Origin of the sequence: Tateyamaria omphalii (genome assembly GCF_001969365.1) — a bacterium.
In the GTDB taxonomy this organism is placed as follows: Bacteria; Pseudomonadota; Alphaproteobacteria; order Rhodobacterales; family Rhodobacteraceae; genus Tateyamaria; species Tateyamaria omphalii_A.
The window spans coordinates 3,629,192-3,646,561 of the sequence record NZ_CP019312.1 but is presented as its reverse complement, the minus strand read 5'-3'; the positions used below and the strand labels follow the sequence as shown (position 1 = coordinate 3,646,561).

General features: G+C 61.5%; 16 protein-coding genes. 3 read left to right on the top strand and 13 right to left on the bottom strand.

Translation table 11 applies throughout. From position 1 onward, the window contains the following. Window positions 1-64 precede the first annotated feature (64 nt). The 5 genes from BWR18_RS18260 to BWR18_RS18240 are packed head-to-tail and all read right to left on the bottom strand — an operon-like array spanning window position 65 to window position 4,673. Window positions 65-802, bottom strand: coding sequence for an SDR family NAD(P)-dependent oxidoreductase (locus BWR18_RS18260; protein ID WP_076629838.1), 738 nt, complete (start codon window positions 800-802; stop codon window positions 65-67). After that, a complete protein-coding gene (locus BWR18_RS18255; RefSeq protein WP_076629837.1) occupies window positions 799-1,380 on the bottom strand; it encodes a DUF3833 family protein in 582 nt (193 codons plus the stop codon). Before BWR18_RS18255 ends, BWR18_RS18260 begins: the two co-directional genes overlap by 4 nt. A gap of 1 nt (window position 1,381) precedes the next feature. Beyond that, window positions 1,382-2,617, bottom strand: coding sequence for an MFS transporter (locus BWR18_RS18250; protein ID WP_076629836.1), 1,236 nt, complete (start codon window positions 2,615-2,617; stop codon window positions 1,382-1,384). Then, window positions 2,614-3,375: a DUF1365 domain-containing protein gene (locus tag BWR18_RS18245; RefSeq protein WP_076629835.1), complete on the bottom strand. Its 762-nt coding sequence runs from the start codon at window positions 3,373-3,375 to the stop codon at window positions 2,614-2,616. The genes BWR18_RS18250 and BWR18_RS18245 overlap by 4 nt, the downstream gene beginning before the upstream one ends. Next, window positions 3,372-4,673: an NAD(P)/FAD-dependent oxidoreductase gene (locus BWR18_RS18240; RefSeq protein WP_076629834.1), complete on the bottom strand. Its 1,302-nt coding sequence runs from the start codon at window positions 4,671-4,673 to the stop codon at window positions 3,372-3,374. The genes BWR18_RS18245 and BWR18_RS18240 overlap by 4 nt, the downstream gene beginning before the upstream one ends. Window positions 4,674-4,903: 230 nt before the next feature. Between BWR18_RS18240 and BWR18_RS18235 the strand changes: the two genes are divergently transcribed. Then, complete coding sequence (locus BWR18_RS18235) at window positions 4,904-5,428, top strand: sigma-70 family RNA polymerase sigma factor (protein ID WP_216637331.1); 525 nt, start codon at window positions 4,904-4,906, stop codon at window positions 5,426-5,428. Between the two features lie 5 nt (window positions 5,429-5,433). Continuing rightward, a complete protein-coding gene (locus BWR18_RS18230; RefSeq protein ID WP_076630416.1) occupies window positions 5,434-6,090 on the top strand; it encodes a ChrR family anti-sigma-E factor in 657 nt (218 codons plus the stop codon). A 54-nt stretch (window positions 6,091-6,144) separates the two neighbouring features. Here the strand turns inward: BWR18_RS18230 and BWR18_RS18225 are convergent, their stop codons facing one another. From BWR18_RS18225 to BWR18_RS18195, 7 genes are all read right to left on the bottom strand, one after another. After that, complete coding sequence (locus BWR18_RS18225) at window positions 6,145-7,407, bottom strand: adenylate/guanylate cyclase domain-containing protein (RefSeq protein WP_076629833.1); 1,263 nt, start codon at window positions 7,405-7,407, stop codon at window positions 6,145-6,147. Then, window positions 7,404-8,642, bottom strand: coding sequence for a DNA recombination protein RmuC (locus tag BWR18_RS18220; RefSeq protein ID WP_076629832.1), 1,239 nt, complete (start codon window positions 8,640-8,642; stop codon window positions 7,404-7,406). The genes BWR18_RS18225 and BWR18_RS18220 overlap by 4 nt, the downstream gene beginning before the upstream one ends. Beyond that, window positions 8,639-10,456, bottom strand: a complete 1,818-nt coding sequence (gene mutL / locus BWR18_RS18215) for a DNA mismatch repair endonuclease MutL (RefSeq protein ID WP_076629831.1) — start codon at window positions 10,454-10,456, stop codon at window positions 8,639-8,641. Before mutL ends, BWR18_RS18220 begins: the two co-directional genes overlap by 4 nt. Before the next feature lie 66 nt (window positions 10,457-10,522). Then, window positions 10,523-11,731, bottom strand: a complete 1,209-nt coding sequence (locus BWR18_RS18210; protein WP_076629830.1) for a urate hydroxylase PuuD — start codon at window positions 11,729-11,731, stop codon at window positions 10,523-10,525. Between the two features lie 129 nt (window positions 11,732-11,860). Continuing rightward, window positions 11,861-12,871: a cytochrome d ubiquinol oxidase subunit II gene (locus tag BWR18_RS18205; protein ID WP_076629829.1), complete on the bottom strand. Its 1,011-nt coding sequence runs from the start codon at window positions 12,869-12,871 to the stop codon at window positions 11,861-11,863. A 5-nt stretch (window positions 12,872-12,876) separates the two neighbouring features. Then, complete coding sequence (locus tag BWR18_RS18200; RefSeq protein ID WP_076629828.1) at window positions 12,877-14,265, bottom strand: cytochrome ubiquinol oxidase subunit I; 1,389 nt, start codon at window positions 14,263-14,265, stop codon at window positions 12,877-12,879. A gap of 234 nt (window positions 14,266-14,499) precedes the next feature. Then, entirely contained in the window at window positions 14,500-15,360 is an 861-nt protein-coding gene (locus BWR18_RS18195; RefSeq protein WP_076629827.1) for a LysR family transcriptional regulator, read from the bottom strand. A 110-nt stretch (window positions 15,361-15,470) separates the two neighbouring features. Here BWR18_RS18195 and BWR18_RS18190 point away from each other — a divergent pair, with 110 nt between their 5' ends. Next, entirely contained in the window at window positions 15,471-15,971 is a 501-nt protein-coding gene (locus BWR18_RS18190) for a nuclear transport factor 2 family protein (RefSeq protein WP_076629826.1), read from the top strand. 44 nt (window positions 15,972-16,015) lie between these two features. Here BWR18_RS18190 and BWR18_RS18185 read toward each other — a convergent pair whose 3' ends face one another. Beyond that, window positions 16,016-17,365, bottom strand: coding sequence for an aminotransferase class III-fold pyridoxal phosphate-dependent enzyme (locus BWR18_RS18185; protein WP_076629825.1), 1,350 nt, complete (start codon window positions 17,363-17,365; stop codon window positions 16,016-16,018). Window positions 17,366-17,370 lie beyond the last annotated feature (5 nt).

Here is a 17,370-nt window from a genome sequence, read left to right as displayed (position 1 = left end):
ACGACCCAGACATGCGCAATGACCGATGCTTTGGTGACCCACGGCGATCACGCTCGCGCTGCGCTTAGGCAAAGATCCGGTAATACAGCCAGTCGGGCAGGAATTGCGACCCGCGGAACAACAGCGAAAAAAACGTTGGAAAGCTCTTTTTGAAATTGTCGGTCAGCATGAATTCGAACATCACCCGCGCCGCCTTGTCCGGCTCCATGATGAAGGGCATGTTGAAATCATTCTTGTCGGTCAATTGCGTCTTGATAAAGCCGGGGTTGGCCACCTGCACCCGCACGCCGGTGTCGCGCAAATCGGCGTGCATACACTCCGCCAACGACATCGTCGCGGCCTTCGACGCGGTATACCCGATCGACCCCGGCAGCCCCCGAAACCCAGTGAGCGAAGAGGTCAGGACAATGTGCCCCGCATCCCTTTCGACAAAGTGTGGCACCACCTGCCCCAGCACCCGCATGAAGCCGGTAAAATTGACATCGGCCATCGCCGTCGCTTGCTCGGCATTCCATTCCTTGGCGGAAAAAGGCCAATACACTCCGGCCAGTAGCACCAGACCGTCAATCTCTCCGACGGCCTCTGCTGCCGCTTTGACGCTCTCGTCATCCGCGATGTCGATGGTCTGATACGACGCCTTGCCGGGTAGGGCTTCAACCAGCTCTTGCAGCTTGTCCTCGCTGCGTGACGACACGATCACCTCGATCCCCGCGCGGCTCATGCAATGCGCAAGCGCACGGCCCAAACCGTCGCCTGCGCCCACCAGCCAATATCGTTTGCCGCTCAGGGAAATGTCCGTCATGCTGCTTCTTTAAACTCTTCATTTGCCGGGCGCATTGTTGCCACCAATTCGGCCACCTTGATCCCGTATTTGCGAAACTGCGACCGGTTCACGATGGTTCCATTCGGCGCCAGATACATCCAGTCGACCGTGTCCAGTACATGCCCGCCCGACGCTTCGGGCAAGCGAAACTTGTATTTCAATTGAACGGTATTGCCGCTCTGCTGGCCCGATCCATCGCCCACGACGTCATCAGCACGCGCGACGATTTTCCCATCGTTCCCGATCGTCAACCGCCAAGCCCGCGTCTGCTGCGATCCGTCATCATAGGTAAACACCTCGTCCATGACGCCAGTGTTGCCTTCCCATTTGCAATCGAACTCGCCCACAAAGCGCGACGAGACGCGCCCCGTCGGGCCAAAGATCACGCCTTCGCAAATGATCGGACCATTCAGATGCGTCCGCACATCAAATTGCGGTCCGTTTCCTTGGGCGTATTCCTCCGGGCTCTGCGCCAGAAAGTCAGCATAGCGCGACTTGGTCCAGCCAATGAACAAAACGAACGCAGCCCCCAAGAGGGTAAAAATCAAGCCGTCCATATCACGTCTCCTTCAAATCTGTGGTGGCAAGCAGCGCGATGGCCACGACCTTGAGGCCACAAGGCACAGCTGCATAAAGCAGCGTGAGAAGCGCGAGCGCTTCGGGCGGATGGGTGGCGGCACCGCTGTCAAACCCGGCCCGTTCAAGCGCGGGCAGAAGGGTGACAGCAGCAAAAGCCAAGGTGAATTTCGAAACAAAGGACCACAGCCCGAACCCCTCGGCGGCCGAGGGGCTGATGCGGGCCATGCGGGTCGCAAACACGGCCGGAAGCACGGTCAGATCGGCACCCAACGTGGCGCCCGACAAGACACAGATGATGGCGAACGCCAACCAGTCGCCCGGCCCCAGCGTAACTGCCCAGCCAAAGGCCAGAATGGCCAGAACCATGGCACTCAGCAGCACCGGTTTTGGGCCGTAGCGTTCTGCCAAACGCCCCCAGACGGGGGCGGCCAGCGCGGCGCTCAGAAAGAACAACAGCAGCAAGGGCCCTTCGAACCCCGGTGCCTCCAGCCTGCTCTCGACAAAGAACAAAAACAGGGTAGAGCTGACGGCGACAGGTGCCGCATTCACCAAGGCGATCAAAAGCAGCTTCCGCGCCAGCGCATCGCCCAGAACGGCCTTGAACCCCACCGACGGGGGCAAGCCATCACTGACCCATTCGCCGCGCATCATCACGACGGCGGCCAGCGCCAGCACCAAAAACCCGACGGCGAACCCGGCAAAGGGGGCGCCCATGAAACCGCCCAACATCACCGGGGCGATGGCCGCCACGCACACACCCAACAGCGCCCCGGTTTCCCGCCAGCGCGCCAGCATCAGGTGCCCCTGCCCCGGCAGCCGGTCTGCCTTGACCACCCCTTGAGCATAGAAGTTGATCGTGAGGAAACTGAACGCCGAAAACACACCCGTCAGCATCAGCGCAAACCAGATCAGCGGCGGCAAAAGCGGCGGCACGGCAAACAGGCCCAGCATCGACAGCGCCATGACGCTGCACCCGATCAGCACGGCCAGACCGCGCCGCGACCGCAACGCCTCGGACAAGCGACCAAACAGCGGGTCTTGCACCACGTCCAGCAGACGCAGACCAAACAGAACAGCGCCAAGGGCCGCAAGCGACACGCCATATTCATCGACGTAAAACTTGGGCGCATGGATATAAATCGGCAGCCCGGCCGCGCTCAGCAACGCGGCAAAAACCGCGTAGGCTGGCAAACGTTGGGGTGCCGCGTTGCTCACCGCGAGACCTCTTCCGACGGGGGCACGGGGCGGGCACGATAGATCGCGCGCTTCCACCACAGCTTCACCGCTTGCCAATGGATCAGGGCCAGAACCCGGCGCGATCCAAAGGGGCGGCGCAGGGCGGCGCTCACAATCGCACGATTGGTAAGAGCACAGCGACGTCCTGTGAGCGTGGCAATCAGCCCGCCCTCACCACCTCGGGAATAGTCGATCCACACGCCGATCCGGTCGTCCCGGATATCGAAGCGAAATTCATACCCACCTTCAATAGGTTGGAACGGGGATACGTGGAAAATCTTGGTCGCACGCAGCCGATCCGCGGGCGCGATGGGCCTCATGTCGGGGTGGTTCACGAGATAACTGTGGCGATCGCCAAACGTGTTCGTCACCTCGGCGATCACCGCAATCATCTGATCGTCATCGCGGCGGCACAGCCAAAAGCTGACCGGATTGAACACATGGCCCAGCACCTTGGGTTGGGCCAACAGCTCAATCCGCACGACACCGCTGATCTGGTGCGCCTGAAGCACATCACGCACCCACGCAGCGCCACGCCCGGCCTTGGGCGCCCCGCCATGATCAGTGTCGTCCAGCGCCATCACGCCGCGCGCGTTCCGCCCGAACAGGCGCGGCAGGCGCAGCTCGGCCTCCGCATCCAGCAGCATGTAATCCACGGTGTAGCGGAACGCATTATCAATGCCGCCCTTACGCCCGTGAAAGGTGACCCCCGCGATATGATCGACGGTTGCCGTCATTCCGCCGCGACCTGCATCTGCGGCGCGCGCAGCAACGCGCGGGCCACGTCAAGGCCCGAGGACAGCCCGTCCTCGTGGAACCCATGGCGCATCCAGGCGCCGCAATACCACGTGTTGTTGGATCCGTTCATGGCGCGCACCTTGTCCTGTGCGGCCAGCGCGGCAAGGTCATAGACCGGGTGGCGCAGCACCGTCTGGTCGTAGATCATTTCCTCACGGATCGTCCGCTTGGTGTTTAGGGTGACAAAGTGCATGTCATCCATCGGGATCGGCTGCAGCGAGTTGATCCAGTAGGTCAGGTCGATCCGGTCCGACTGCACGCCTTTGTCCTCGGTATAAACCCAGCTGGACCAGACCTGGCGATGCGCCGGCATGATGGCGGCATCGCGGTGCAGGACGACATCGTTGGGCTGGTACTTGACCGCACCCAATGCCGCCGTTTCATCGCCCGTTGGATCGGCCAGCAGCGACAGGCTGTCATCGGAATGGGTGGCAAAGATGACCTCGTCGAACGTCTCCCATTCACCGCCCCACGCCTTGACCTGCGCCCCCCCGGCGGAGCGACGCACCGACTGCACAGGGGCGCCCAGCCGGATATCAACGCCGTTGCCCAGCATCGCCGCCTCGATCCGACGGACATATTCCACCGACCCGCCGTTCACGGTGTACCATTGGTGCTGGCCGGTGTGGTTCAGCAGCGCATGGTTCTCGAAAAACTGGATCAGGGCGTGCGCCGGGAAATCCATGATCTTTTCGGTGGGCGTCGACCAGATCGCACCGCTGAGGGGCAACAGATAGTAGTCGCGAAACCAATCACCAGTGCCCATCACATCCAGAAATTGCGCAATAGTGCGGATGCGATCTTCGTTCGCGACGCGCAGGGCGTGCTTGTTGAAACGCATCACGTCGCGGACCATGCCAAGAAACTTGGGGTTCAACGCATTGCGCCGCTGGGCGAACAGCGCATCAAGGCTGGCCAGGCCGTATTCCAACCGCCCCCCGTCAATGGACGCTCCAAAGCTCATGTTGGACTTGACGACGGGCACATCCAACTCGGCAAACAAATGGGCCATGTTGGGATAGTTGGCGTAGTTAAAGACCAGGAAACCGGTATCCACGGGCTGGTCACCGCGTTTGCCGGCCATGATGGTCCGGGCGTGCCCACCCAGGCGGGGCTCGGCCTCGAACAAGGTGACACGGTGATCAGACGACAACGCATGGGCCGCGCCCATTCCGGAAATCCCGCCACCGATCACGGCGATGCGCTTCAAGGCGGTCGTAGCAGTTTCAAAAGGCATAAGTGGTGATGTCCCGTCGGTCTCAAGGTTTGCTTTAGTTTACGCAGGGATGGCGCAACCGGATGTACAAAAACCAGACATTTATTTTTGATCCGAAACGCATTGTGTCGCGTAGACTGGATATGTTTGCGGGTTTAGACACGGCTGAAACAGATGCGCTGCCAACCGCCGGGGTCTTTCCGGTGGGGGCGACAGGACCGGCACTCATGCAAGACAGCGACGGAAAGCGGATGTTGTGGGTCGACCACATGATCCGGATCCGCGACGACCAGGACCAGGCGGCCTTCGCCGACTTGTTTGACCATTTTGCCCCACGGGTCAAAGGGTTCCTGATGAAATCCGGCGCAGATGCGTCGCTGGCAGAGGAATGCGCACAGGAGGTCATGGCGACCTGCTGGCACAAGGCGCATATGTTTGACCCCGCGCGGGCATCGGTGGCGACCTGGATCTTCACCATCGCGCGGAACAGGAAGATTGACGTGCTGCGCAAGCAGCGCCGCCCCGAACCCGAAGATCTGGGGTGGGGGCCCGAAGACGAACCTGATCAGGCCGATGTGATGGCCCTGCAACAGGAAAGCGAACAGTTGGGCCGGGCCATTTCCGAATTGCCCCCAGCCCAGCGGGAACTGATACAAAAGGCATATTTCGGGGATCTGTCCCACAGCGAAATTGCCGACCAAACCGGTCTGCCCCTCGGCACGATCAAATCAAGGATCAGGCTGGCGCTGGAACGACTGCGCCACGCGATGAAGTGATGGATATGGAACAGAAGATTAAGCATCACCTGACGGACGAGGTTCTCATGGCCTACGCAGCCGGGACGCTGCCAGAGGCATTTAATCTCATGGTCGCGACCCATGTGTCGCTCTGCGATGAATGTCGCGCTGCGGTCGAAAGCTATGACACGTTGGGGGGCGAGGTGCTGGACCAGACGCCCGGCAACGACGTGTCGCTGACACCCGGCAGCTTTGCCGCCACGATGGCACTGATAGCGGGCGGGGCGCCCGACACGATCCGTACAACACGGGGACGCGACACCGTGCTACCGCAACCGCTGCTCGAATACGTGGGCGGTGGGTTGGACAACGTCAAATGGCGGTCGGTCGGTATGGGCGTGAAACAAGCGATCCTGCCCACGTCCAAGGATGCGTCAGCCCGCTTGCTTTACATCCCCGCAGGCATGGCGATGCCGGATCACGGCCACCACGGCACCGAGATGACCATGGTGCTGCAAGGCGCGTTCCAGGACGACGACGATTACTTTGCGCGCGGCGATGTCGAGGTGGCCAATAGCGACCTGCACCATACGCCCGTGGCGGACATTCACGAAGACTGCATCTGCCTGGCAGTCACCGACGCGCCTTTGCGGTTCGAAGGGTTGTTGCCGAAAATCGCGCAGCGGTTCGCGCGGATCTGATCACACGAGGCGGAGGACACCTCCGCCTCCGAATGACCCTTCTGTCATGCAAATCTAGGCGGGGTCGCTTTCCGCATATCCACGCATCAGGCCCCATGCCGATATCGGTTTTTGGCGGCCTGGCAATACAAGCGTCGGAAAATGCTGCCAATCGCTCTGGCGGACATCAAGCGCCTGCATGACATCTTCCGACACCAGCAAGGATACGCCCTCAACCTTCGTCGCAGCCTCCAGCCGGGCGGCAACGTTCACGGTGTCGCCCAACACGGTGTACTCCAGGCGCCCTTCGCCGCCGACCACCCCGGCGAACACCTCTCCCACATGAATACCAACGCCCAGGCGGACGTCCGATATCCGGTCGAGCACTTCGCGGGCAAAAACCACGGCGCAGCTGGCCGCATCAAGATGTCGATCATCAAAGACCACCATGGCGCCATCGCCCACGAACTTGTCGACAATCCCACCTGTTTCATCCGCCGCCTTCGAGATACTCGCCCGATAGCGTTCCAGGAATGCAGACAGATCAGCAGGCGATAGGGTTTCGGCCCGCGCGGTAAATCCACGGATGTCAACAAACACGACGGCCATACGCTGCTGTTGGCCCTCCCGCATCGCCTCGAGCCCGCGGGCCGCCAATTGATCATCCAACTCGGCGGGCAAGAACCGGGTCAACTGACCGCGCGCTTCAGCCTCGTCAATGGATCGGCGCAAGAGCGCACGGATGCGCATGGACGCGGCGACCAGAACCAGCGACGCCAGCGCAATCATCACCAGCCGAACGATATTGGGGGGCATCCCGAACAGAAATATCAACCCCTGCCGCGCCTCAGCCTCGCTCGCGAGAAAGGGGATCGTCAGGATCGCCGCAAAGCCCGCGATCAGTACAACCGCCATCGACGCAAGCAAGGCCGGATTGAACCGCAGCGCCCCGCACGCCAGAACAACCGGGATCAGCCAGATCGTGGGGAAGGCCGCAATAAACTCACCCGACAGACCCATATTCGACAGGCTCAGCCACGACCCAAGCAAGATAAACACACAGTCGATCAGCGCCGAAGGCCATGCCATCCAAGCGCGAAACCGGCCCGCGCGGATGACCAGAAGAATGGTGATGCCCAGCGCGAAATAGCTGATCATCGTCATCGCGGCATAGATCAGCTGCGATTCCAGCACATCGGACTCGGGCAGGCCCGTGAACCATACGGTTGTGAACAGAACCAGCGCCAAAGTAGACGAAATGACCAGGCGCAGAATGGCAATGAACCATTCGGCCTGCGCCTCGGCTTCGAAAAAGATACGCTGTGCCTGCGGGGTCATTCCGCCGCCGCGGGGCGATTGTTCAGCGGCAAAGCGTCCTGATCCTGCAACTCTTCAAAATCGAAATTGTCGAGCTTGCCCGCCCGCTTGCCCGCGCGTTCAGCGGCGGTCGTGATCCCTTCGACGTCGCGCCGGGCCTGATCGAAATGGGTCTCCAATTTACCTGCCCGCTCGACCACCAATTCAACATCGCGGTGCAGATTGCGCAGCATCTTGCGGATCTCACCCGCCTGCTCGCGCATCCGCGCATCCTTCAAAATCGCGCGCATCGTGTTCAGCGTCGCCATGCAGGTGGTGGGCGACACGATCCACACCCGCTTGTCAAACCCTTCGCGCACAAGGTCGGGGAAGTTGGCGTGCAACTCGGCATAGACCGCCTCGGACGGCAAGAACATCAGGGCGCCGTCGGCGGTCTCCCCCTCGATGATGTATTTCTCGGAAATATCAGAGATGTGCTTTTTCACCGCCGTCTTCATCATGGCGACAGCCTGCTTCAGCTCATGATCCGTCTCGGCCCGGCGCAGCGCCTCATAGGCTTCCAGCGGAAACTTGGAATCGATCACAATCGGCCCCGGCGGATTGGGCAGATGCACCATGCAATCGGCGCGCTTGCCATTCGACAGCGTCGGCTGCCAGGCATAGCTGTCGCTGGGCAGCGCCTTGCCCACGATGTCGCGCAGCTGGATTTCCCCGAACGCACCGCGCGTCTGCTTGTTCGACAGGATGTCCTGCAGTTTCAGCACATCGCCCGACAGATTGGTGATGTTGTCCTGTGCCTTGTCGATGGCGGCGAGGCGTTCCTGAAGCTGCGTCAGGCTGGTGGTCGTCTGCTTGGACGAGCCATGCAGCGTCTCCTTCATCCGCTCCTGCATCTCGGTCAGGGCGCGGTTCTGGCGCATCGCATTGTCGGCCAGCCGGTCCTGCATCTGCTGCTGGACCGCAGACAGGCGCATCTCGACCGTCTGCACCAGTTGCGCCTGACCATTCGTCGCCGTATCCGACACCGTTTGGATCGAGGCGCGCAAACCCTCCTGCCCCTGGGCCAGCCCCTGAACGTGCTGACCAAGATACCCCAATTGCTGCGCCAAAGGCTCCGCCGCCCGCGCCGACCGGCCTGCCGCGCGCAGGGCGAGGATCAGCAGGATCACGATCAGGCACAGGACCGCAGCCCCGGTCAGGGCCGCCATCACCAGCGGGTCGCTGGTGTCGAGTGTCGTTTCACCAATCTGGATCATGTGCGTCCGAACAGCCGCTCAATATCGGCCAGCTTCAACTCTACATAGGTGGGGCGCCCGTGGTTGCACTGCCCGGAATGGGGCGTCGCCTCCATCTCGCGCAGCAGCGCGTTCATCTCTTCCGCGCGCATCCACCGACCGGAACGGATGGAACCGTGACAGGCGACGCGAGACAGGATCGCCTCGACCTGAGCCTGCACCGATTGGCTGGACCCAAGGTCGGCCAACTCATCAAGGATGTCGTGGATCATCGCCTTGGCGTCCACTTCGCCCAGGATGGCAGGGGTTTCACGCACCGCAATGGCGTCCCCGCCAAAGGCCTCGATCCCGAGGCCAAAGCGGGCAAGATCATCGGCAATCTCCAGAAGCCGCGCGCAGTCGCCGGAAGACAGGCTGACAATCTCGGGGATCAGCAGCGCCTGCGCCGCGACACCGTTGTCGGCCATCTGGCGTTTCAGCTTTTCATAGACCAGACGTTCATGCGCTGCGTGCTGGTCCACGATGACCATACCCGTTGCGGTCTGGGCGACGATGTAATTCTCGTGCACCTGCCCGCGCGCCACCCCAAGCGGCAGGTCTACCCGGGCCTCTTCGCCTTCGCTCATCGGCTGGGGTGCTTCGACCACCTGCGCGCTGAAGTCCTGCGCCATCTCGGCAAAACCGGTGTCGACAGACGCCCGCGGCCCAAGGCTGGGCCGGTCCATCTGGTAGACACGCGGCGCGGTCGGCGCGGCCCGCATCGCACCCAGCGTCGCCCCCGCAACGGTGGTCGATGCGCGGTGCCCTGCCTCTGCCAGCGCATGACGCAGGCCCGACACGATCAGCCCCCGCGCGACACCGGGATCACGGAACCGGACTTCGGATTTTGCCGGGTGCACGTTCACATCCACACGCTGCGGATCGCAATCCACGAACAGCGCAGCCGCCGGGTGCCGGTCCCGGCTAAGGAAATCGAAATAGGCAGCACGCAGCGCCCCGGTCAGCAATTTATCCTTCACCGGACGGCCATTCACGTAAAGGAACTGCGCCACCGCGGCACCCCGCGAATAGGTGGGCAAGGCAGCAAAGCCTGTCAGATGCAGCCCATCACGCTCGGCATCAATGGCGATGGCATTGTCGGTGAACTCGGCACCCAGCACGTCGCGCAAACGGCCCTTGAGCGCGGCCACCACGTCGCCACCCTGCGCCTCGGCCTTGAACACAGTGCGCGGGTCATTCGACACGTCGCGCAACTCGAAGCGGACAAAAGGTTCAGCCATGGCCAGCCGCTTGACCACATCCGTGATCGCCTGCGCTTCCGCCCGGTCGGTGCGCAGGAATTTCAAGCGCGCAGGGGTAGCGTAGAACAAATCCCGCAACGTGATGACCGTGCCACTGTTCAAAGCGGCCGGCTTAACGGCGCCAACCGCGCCACCCGCCACGCTGATCTCAGCGGCAGGCTCACCCGGCACACGGCTGGTGATGGTCAGCCGCCCTACCGCACCCAGGCTCGGCAACGCCTCGCCCCGAAAACCAAAGGTGTGGATGTTAAGCAGGTCGCTGCCGTCAATCTTGGACGTCGCATGGCGGGACAGGGCCAGCGGCAGGTCCTCCGCCGCGATCCCGCATCCGTCGTCCGTCACGCGGATCAGGGTCTTGCCCCCGTCGGCCACGTCAACGGAAATGCGCTTGGCCCCCGCATCTATCGCGTTTTCAAGCAGCTCTTTCACGGCAGAGGCCGGGCGCTCCACCACCTCTCCTGCCGCGATGCGATTGATTGCAGCGTCGTCCAACTGCCGGATAACAGGACGTATGTTGGGGGCGTAGGAGTTCATGCCACAAGACTTAGCATGAGCTGGCGCGATTCGACCATGCCGGTTTTGGCGGAGGACACCTCCGCCTTACGAGCCCGTCGCCGCCTTGTACCAGGCCACAATGGCCGCGCGCTCATCGTCCTCCATGTAGCTCAGGTTGGCCGGGGGCATCGCATGGGACACACCCGATTGCAGATACACGGCGCGGGCATGACGGGTCAGGTCCGCCTCCGTTTCCAGCGCGACACCCTTGGGGGCCCAGTGCAATCCGGGCCAGACCGGTTCGGCCGCATGACACATGGAACAGCGGCCCAACACGATATCATGCACGTCCGCGAACCCCGCCGCCTCGGCAAAACGGGTCACCACGAAGGCCTCGCGCTGCGCACCCGGCGCAACGGACAACCATGCGATCAGAATGAACAGGATCACGGTCACGCCCCACGTCCAGTGCGGGTTGCCCTTACGTGCGTGATGCGTGTTGAACCAATGCCGGATCGTCACGCCCATCAGGAAGACAAGGCTCGCGATCACCCAGTTCCACTCGCTGGCAAAGGCCAGCGGGTAGTGGTTGCTGAGCATCAGGAAGATGACCGGCAGCGTCAGGTAGTTGTTGTGGGTCGACCGCTGCTTGGCGATCTTGCCGTAGATCGCGTCCGGCGTGCGGCCCGCCATCAGGTCAGCCACGACAACCTTCTGGTTCGGAATGATGATGAAGAACACGTTGCCCGACATGATCGTGGCGGTGAACGCCCCCAGATGCAGCAGCGCCGCGCGCCCCGTAAACACCTGGGCATAAAACCACGACATCGCGATGAGCACCGCAAAAAGCGCCATCATCAAAACCGTCTGATCCGCGTTCACGAACACCTTGCACAGCGTGTTGTAAATCACCCACCCCAGCCCAAGCGACACCAGCGACAGCCCAACGGCCTGCCATGTCGCAAGATCCATCACGTTCGGATCAATCAGATAGAACTCGGCCCCGAGGTAATAGACCAGCACCAGCAGGATGAACCCACTGATCCAGGTCCAGTAGCTTTGCCATTTGTGCCAGATCAACCCGTCCGGCATGCCTGCAGGCGCCACCAGATACTTCTGGATATGGTAGAAGCCACCGCCATGGACCTGCCATTCCTCACCGTCTGCACCGCTTTTCAGGTCGCGGTCGCGGTGCAGGCCCAGATCCAGCGCGATGAAGTAGAACGACGACCCGATCCACGCGATGGCCGTGATCACGTGCAGCCAGCGCACCGCGAATTCCAGCCACGCACCCATGGCGGCGAAGTCATACATGAGGTCGGATCCCTTGCGTTCTGCGGTGCAGAATAGCAGCCTGCGCGCCAAGGGGAAGCGGGGATGAAGGAGGCCAGCCCCCTCGCGCTGGCGCGCTCACCCCCGTGGTATTTTCAGTCAGAAGAAGACCTAGTCATAGCGCAGTTCTGCCGCCTTGCCCTTGAACACCCAATAGGCCAGCGCCGTGTACCCCCCGATCATCGGGATGACAAATATGGCCCCGACCAGGATGATCATCAGGCTTTCGGGCGCACTTGCCGCCTCGTAGATCGTCAACTGCTCCGGCACCACATAGGGGTAGAAGGAATAGGCCAGACCGCCAAAGGCCAGGATGTAAAGCGCAATGGCGTAAGAAAACGGCGCGCGCGCGCCTGCATCAGTCGGGTTCGGCAAGCGCTGCAGCGACCGCCACAGAAACAGGACCATCACGGCGGACAATATGGGCAGAGGCGCGAGGTAGAAGATCTCAGGCATCGTAAACCACTTGTCGAAGATACGCGGGCTCACCAACGGGGTGGCGAGCGACACGGCGCCCAGACCAAGGACCAGCCCCCAAATGCCCCCCTTCGCCCATGTGACAGCCTTGGCTTGCAGCTGCGTCTCTGTCTTCAGGATCAGCCAGCAGGCCCCGATCATCGAATAGGCGACGGTCAGGAAAACCGCCGTGATCGAGGCAAAGGCCCAGGTGCCCCATGTGCTTTCCAGCCCCATCACGTATTTGCCCAGCATAAAGCCCTGCGCCAGCGACGTCATGAGCGAGCCGGCAAAGAACAGCCAGTTCCACGTGGCCTTGTGCGGTGTCGGCGCCTTGACCCGAAACTCGAACGCGACACCGCGCAGGATCAGACCGATCAGCATGATCGCCACGGGTAGGTACAGTGCCGTCAGGATCGTGCCATGAGCCGTTGGGAAGGCGACCAGCAACAGGCCAATGGCCAGCACCAGCCACGTCTCGTTCGCGTCCCAGAACGGCCCGATGGAGGCAACCATCATGTCCTTCTCATCGTCCGTGGCGAAGGGGAACAGGACCCCCACGCCCAGGTCAAATCCATCAAGGACAACATAGACCAGGATCGACACGCCCATCAGCGCCGCGAAGGTGAAGGGCAGCCAAATGGCCGGATCGCCAAACAGGTTCATTCATGTCACTCCGCAGGGATTTCGCGCGCGATGGCTTGCCCCGACAATGGGGTGCGCGGGCGCGGCACGTCACCATCCACACCCTTGCGCGCAAGAAAGAACAGAACCCCCACATAAGCGGCCAACAGGAGGGCATAGATCGACAGATACGCAGCCAAGGTCGTCCCGACAAAGGGCGCCGGCACATCGGCCACGGCCATCTCGGTGGTCAGCACACCCTGCACCAGCCAGGGCTGGCGGCCAATCTCGGTGGTGTACCAACCCGCCAGCGTGGCCACCCAGCCCGAAAAGGCCATCGGCACCATCGCGTAATACATGAAGGTCGGTATGCCTTCGGGCCCCCGCTTTTTCCGCAGCATGAGGAACGCCGCCGCCCAGCTTAGGAACAGCATGGCAAACCCTGTGCCCACCATGATCCGGAACGACCAGAACACGGGCGCCACGGGCGGGTGCATGACTGTACCGTCCTCGGCCACAAAATCATTCAGACCGGGCACGACACCATCAGCTTTATGCTTGAGGATGATGGAGGCCATGTTGGGAATACCCACCTCCATCCGGTTCTCGCGCGCCTCTTCGTCGGGAATGGCGAACAGCAAGAGGGGCACGTTCGACTGCGTCTCCCAGTTGCCCTCCATCGCGGCAACCTTCTGCGGCTGGTACTCCAGCGTGTTCAGCCCGTGCATGTCACCCATGAAAATCTGCACCGGGATCAGCAGCGCACCCATGTAAACACCGGTCTTCAGGGTCACGCGCACACCATTGCTGCGGTCCCCCAAAAGCCAGCGGAACGCGCTCAGACCGGCCAGCAGGAACGCGACGGTCAGGCCGGATGCCAGCATCATATGGGTAAAGCGGTAAGGCATCGACGGGTTAAAGATGATCTCGAACCAGTTGGTGGCAAAGGCCACGCCTTCGCGCATCTCGAACCCCTGCGGCGTGTGCATCCAGCTGTTCAGCACGATAATCCAGAACGCCGACATGCTCGTGCCGAATGCCACAAGGAACGTTGCCAAAGTATGCAACCACCCCGGCACGCGGGAAAAACCGAACAGCATGATGCCCAGGAACACAGCCTCAAGAAAGAAGGCCGTCATCACCTCATAGGCCAGAAGCGGGCCCGCGATATTACCCACCGTCTCCATGAAACCGGGCCAGTTGGTCCCGAACTGGAACGACATGGTGATGCCCGACACGACACCCATGGCAAAGGACAGCGCAAACACCTTCACCCAGAAGCGATAGGCTTCCATCCAGCGCACATTGCCGGTCGCGTTGTAGCGCAGCTTGAAAAACAGCAGGACCCAGCCCAAGGCGATGGTGATCGTCGGGAACAGAATGTGAAACGAGATATTCGCCCCGAATTGAATGCGGGACAGCATGAGGGTGTCCATAAAGACCTCCGCCCAAAAACGGTTACACGATATGATTTGAGTGGCATATAGAGAGCGCCCGCCGCAGGTCAGCAGGGGTGCGACAGGGTGCACATGCGCGTTTTGTCACAGAGTGTTGCCCAGGGTTCAGGGATGCCGATACATGGGCTTGGCGGTCCAAGGGACAGAATTGAGGGTCACTTTCGCTCAATGCGGACCGTGCTTTCCGTCACAACGGGCACGCCCATGTCAGGCTCAGGTTGCGCGCGCAGCCTGCGTGGCAAGACCGAAGAGTTCGGTCATCACGGGTCTTCGGTCCGTCGTCCGAACGGCCACTGCGGTCTGCAATATCAAGTCGACCGGCGCTTCGGTCCTCCGGGGCGCGTCAGCGACCAAAGGATGTTGGTAGTCCTGCGGCGTGACGGCTTGCCCGTATCCTGCGCGTGACAAGACAATCGCACCAAGGACCGTATCCGCCACACTCGTGAAGTTTTCCGAAGCGGCCACATCGTCCAGCTCTTCCGCCAACGCAGTCATCAGGACCGGCGCGTCCGCATTCGGATAACCGATAACCGACGCGTTCGCGCCTTCGGGGCAAAGCTGCAAACGCACGCCCGACGTCTCGTGAATGATCTTTTGCCTCAGGCCCGTGACATGGGTTGGCGGATGCAGAAACGCGATATCCATGGCGCGTGCCTCCAAACCGCGTTCCAGCTGGGCGCTTGAGGCTTCGGTCAATCGCAAGCGCAGTTTCGGATGACGCATACGAAATGCGGACAGCGCATCAACAAGCACGGTCTGGGCAGAAATCTGCGTAAATCCCACCCTGATGATGTGGCCCCGCCCTTCGGCCGCATCGCGCGCGGCGCGCTCCGCCGTTTCAGCCGACAAAAGCACGTCTTGCGCGGAATCAAACAGCGCGAGACCGACGGCCGTCGGCTCTACGCCCTTGCGATCCCGTTCAAAGAAACGCGCGCCCATCCGGGCTTCCATCCGTTTCAACCGGGACGTCAGTGACGGTTGGCTGACACCCAGGTGCTCTGCCGCCCGGCCAAAATGCCGGTGCGTGAAAATCGCGACGATGGCACGATAATCGGCCAGATCCAGTGCGGGCATTGATAACCCTTTTCTATCAAACTTATCATTCAATAGTCTGGATAATGCACAAAGTCACCCAACATCGAGCACAGGACCAACCCCATACGGATCAATGAAAGGGAATTCTGATGCGCAACTTCATCCCCGCCATCGCGTTGCTTGGCGCGACGACAGGCATGGCCCTGGCAGACACCGACACAACGATCGAAACCACGACGGCGTTTTTCCAAGCACTGGAGCAAGGCGATCTCGACGCCGTTGCGGCCCTGATGGCCGATGACGTTGTAAACACCTTGCCATACGCGGCAAGCGGCGCGACAACGCCCGACGCCTTCCGGATCTACAGCGGCAAGGCCGAGGTCATCGCCTATTTTGAAGGGGCGAGCCAATTCATCCCAACCGTGTCCTTCATCGACGCCAAGGTCACGGTGTCTGGTGATGGAGAAACCGTCTTTGTCGAAAATCGGGGGGACATGATTCTCGCCGACGGTCGCCCCTACAGCAATCTATATGTCTGGCGGCTTGACTTCGAGGACGGTCAAATTGTCGAGATGACGGAGTATTTCAACCCTGTCACGGCGGCCATTGCGTTCAATCGACCGATTGGGCCGGAACAGACCAGCAACTGATCTGCTGCACCTTTCTCAACGGAAACAGCCAGAGCCTGGGATGATCAAACAGCTGACAAACCGGCGTCCAGGGCGCTCAAAACCTGCGCGATCTCATCCTCCGTGATGACCAGCGGCGGCGACATCATGATGTTGTTGCCGCCGATCCGCACCATCGCACCGGCTTCGTAAGTGGCCTTGTGGATCCGCTTGGCCGCCTCGGCATCCAGCGGTGTCTTGGCCGCACGGTCGCTGACCAGCTCGACCCCCGTCATCAACCCATGGCCACCCCGCACATCGCCCACGATGTCGTGCTTTTCCATCAGCGCAACGCATCCCTCATACAGCTGCGCACCACGCGGCCCGGCATTGGCCTTGGTGTCCAGGCGCAGCGTCTCCTCCAGACAGGCCGCCACCGCCGCCGCCCCCACGGGATGCGCGGAATAGGTATAGCCATGGAAGATTGCCCCATCGGCATCGGCCTGCTCAAACACCTCCGCCACGGCCTCGCTCATCAGCGCAGCACCGACCGGGAAATAGCCCGACGTGATCCCCTTCGCGCACGCCATCATGTCGGGCTGCACGCCCCAATGGCGCGAGCCGGACCAATCGCCGGTGCGTCCAAACCCGGTGATCACCTCATCGGCAATCATCAAAATCCCATGCCGTTCACAAATCTCGCGCATCAGCGGCATGAACGTCTCGTGCGGGACAATCACGCCGCCCGCGCCCTGAATGGGCTCCATGATAAAGGCGGCAATGCTGCCGGGCCCCTGAAACTGGATCTCATCCTCCATCGCGGCGGCAATGTGCTGCGCCAGCACCGCCGGATCGGTCTCGTGAAACGGGTTGCGATAGGGATAGGGCGACGGCAGATGAAAACAGCCGGGCATCAGCGGCTCATAGGCGACGCGGAACCGGTTGTTCCCGTTCACCGACGCCCCACCAAAATGCGTCCCATGATACCCTTTCTTCAACGACAGGAACTTGGTCCGCCCCGGCTCTCCCTTGATGCGGTGGTACTGCCGGGCCAGACGCAAACAGGTCTCAACCGAATCCGACCCGCCCGAGGTAAAGAACACCCGCGCCATGCCATCCGCGGCAAAGAACTCGCGCACGGCATAGGACGCCTCGATCGCCGTCGGGTTCGACGTCCCAAAGAACGCGGAATAATACGGCAGATCGTATAACTGCTTCGCAATCGCATCCTTCACCGCAGTGTTGGAATACCCAAGGTTCACACACCACAGGCCCCCCACGGCATCGACGGTCTTGTGCCCGTCAATATCCTCGATCACGGACCCCTCGGCGCCCGTGATGATGGTCGGCGCATGGGCCATCGCCTCGCCCGGGTGGCCCATCGGGTGCCACATGTGGCGGGCGTTGTTGGCGCGCAGGAAATTGTCGTCTTTCATCTCGG

Excerpts from the sequence above, each read along its gene's own strand:
- BWR18_RS18260 (WP_076629838.1), bottom strand. The coding sequence starts at position 802 with ATGACGGACATTTCCCTGAGCGGCAAACGATATTGGCTGGTGGGCGCA.
- BWR18_RS18255 (WP_076629837.1), bottom strand. The coding sequence starts at position 1,380 with ATGGACGGCTTGATTTTTACCCTCTTGGGGGCTGCGTTCGTTTTGTTC.
- BWR18_RS18245 (WP_076629835.1), bottom strand. The coding sequence starts at position 3,375 with ATGACGGCAACCGTCGATCATATCGCGGGGGTCACCTTTCACGGGCGT.
- BWR18_RS18240 (WP_076629834.1), bottom strand. The coding sequence starts at position 4,673 with ATGCCTTTTGAAACTGCTACGACCGCCTTGAAGCGCATCGCCGTGATC.
- BWR18_RS18235 (WP_216637331.1), top strand. The coding sequence starts at position 4,904 with ATGTTGTGGGTCGACCACATGATCCGGATCCGCGACGACCAGGACCAG.
- BWR18_RS18230 (WP_076630416.1), top strand. The coding sequence starts at position 5,434 with ATGGAACAGAAGATTAAGCATCACCTGACGGACGAGGTTCTCATGGCC.
- BWR18_RS18225 (WP_076629833.1), bottom strand. The coding sequence starts at position 7,407 with ATGACCCCGCAGGCACAGCGTATCTTTTTCGAAGCCGAGGCGCAGGCC.
- BWR18_RS18220 (WP_076629832.1), bottom strand. The coding sequence starts at position 8,642 with ATGATCCAGATTGGTGAAACGACACTCGACACCAGCGACCCGCTGGTG.
- mutL (WP_076629831.1), bottom strand. The coding sequence starts at position 10,456 with ATGAACTCCTACGCCCCCAACATACGTCCTGTTATCCGGCAGTTGGAC.
- BWR18_RS18210 (WP_076629830.1), bottom strand. The coding sequence starts at position 11,731 with ATGTATGACTTCGCCGCCATGGGTGCGTGGCTGGAATTCGCGGTGCGC.
- BWR18_RS18205 (WP_076629829.1), bottom strand. The coding sequence starts at position 12,871 with ATGAACCTGTTTGGCGATCCGGCCATTTGGCTGCCCTTCACCTTCGCG.
- BWR18_RS18200 (WP_076629828.1), bottom strand. The coding sequence starts at position 14,265 with ATGGACACCCTCATGCTGTCCCGCATTCAATTCGGGGCGAATATCTCG.
- BWR18_RS18195 (WP_076629827.1), bottom strand. The coding sequence starts at position 15,360 with ATGCCCGCACTGGATCTGGCCGATTATCGTGCCATCGTCGCGATTTTC.
- BWR18_RS18190 (WP_076629826.1), top strand. The coding sequence starts at position 15,471 with ATGCGCAACTTCATCCCCGCCATCGCGTTGCTTGGCGCGACGACAGGC.
- BWR18_RS18185 (WP_076629825.1), bottom strand. The coding sequence starts at position 17,365 with ATGAAAGACGACAATTTCCTGCGCGCCAACAACGCCCGCCACATGTGG.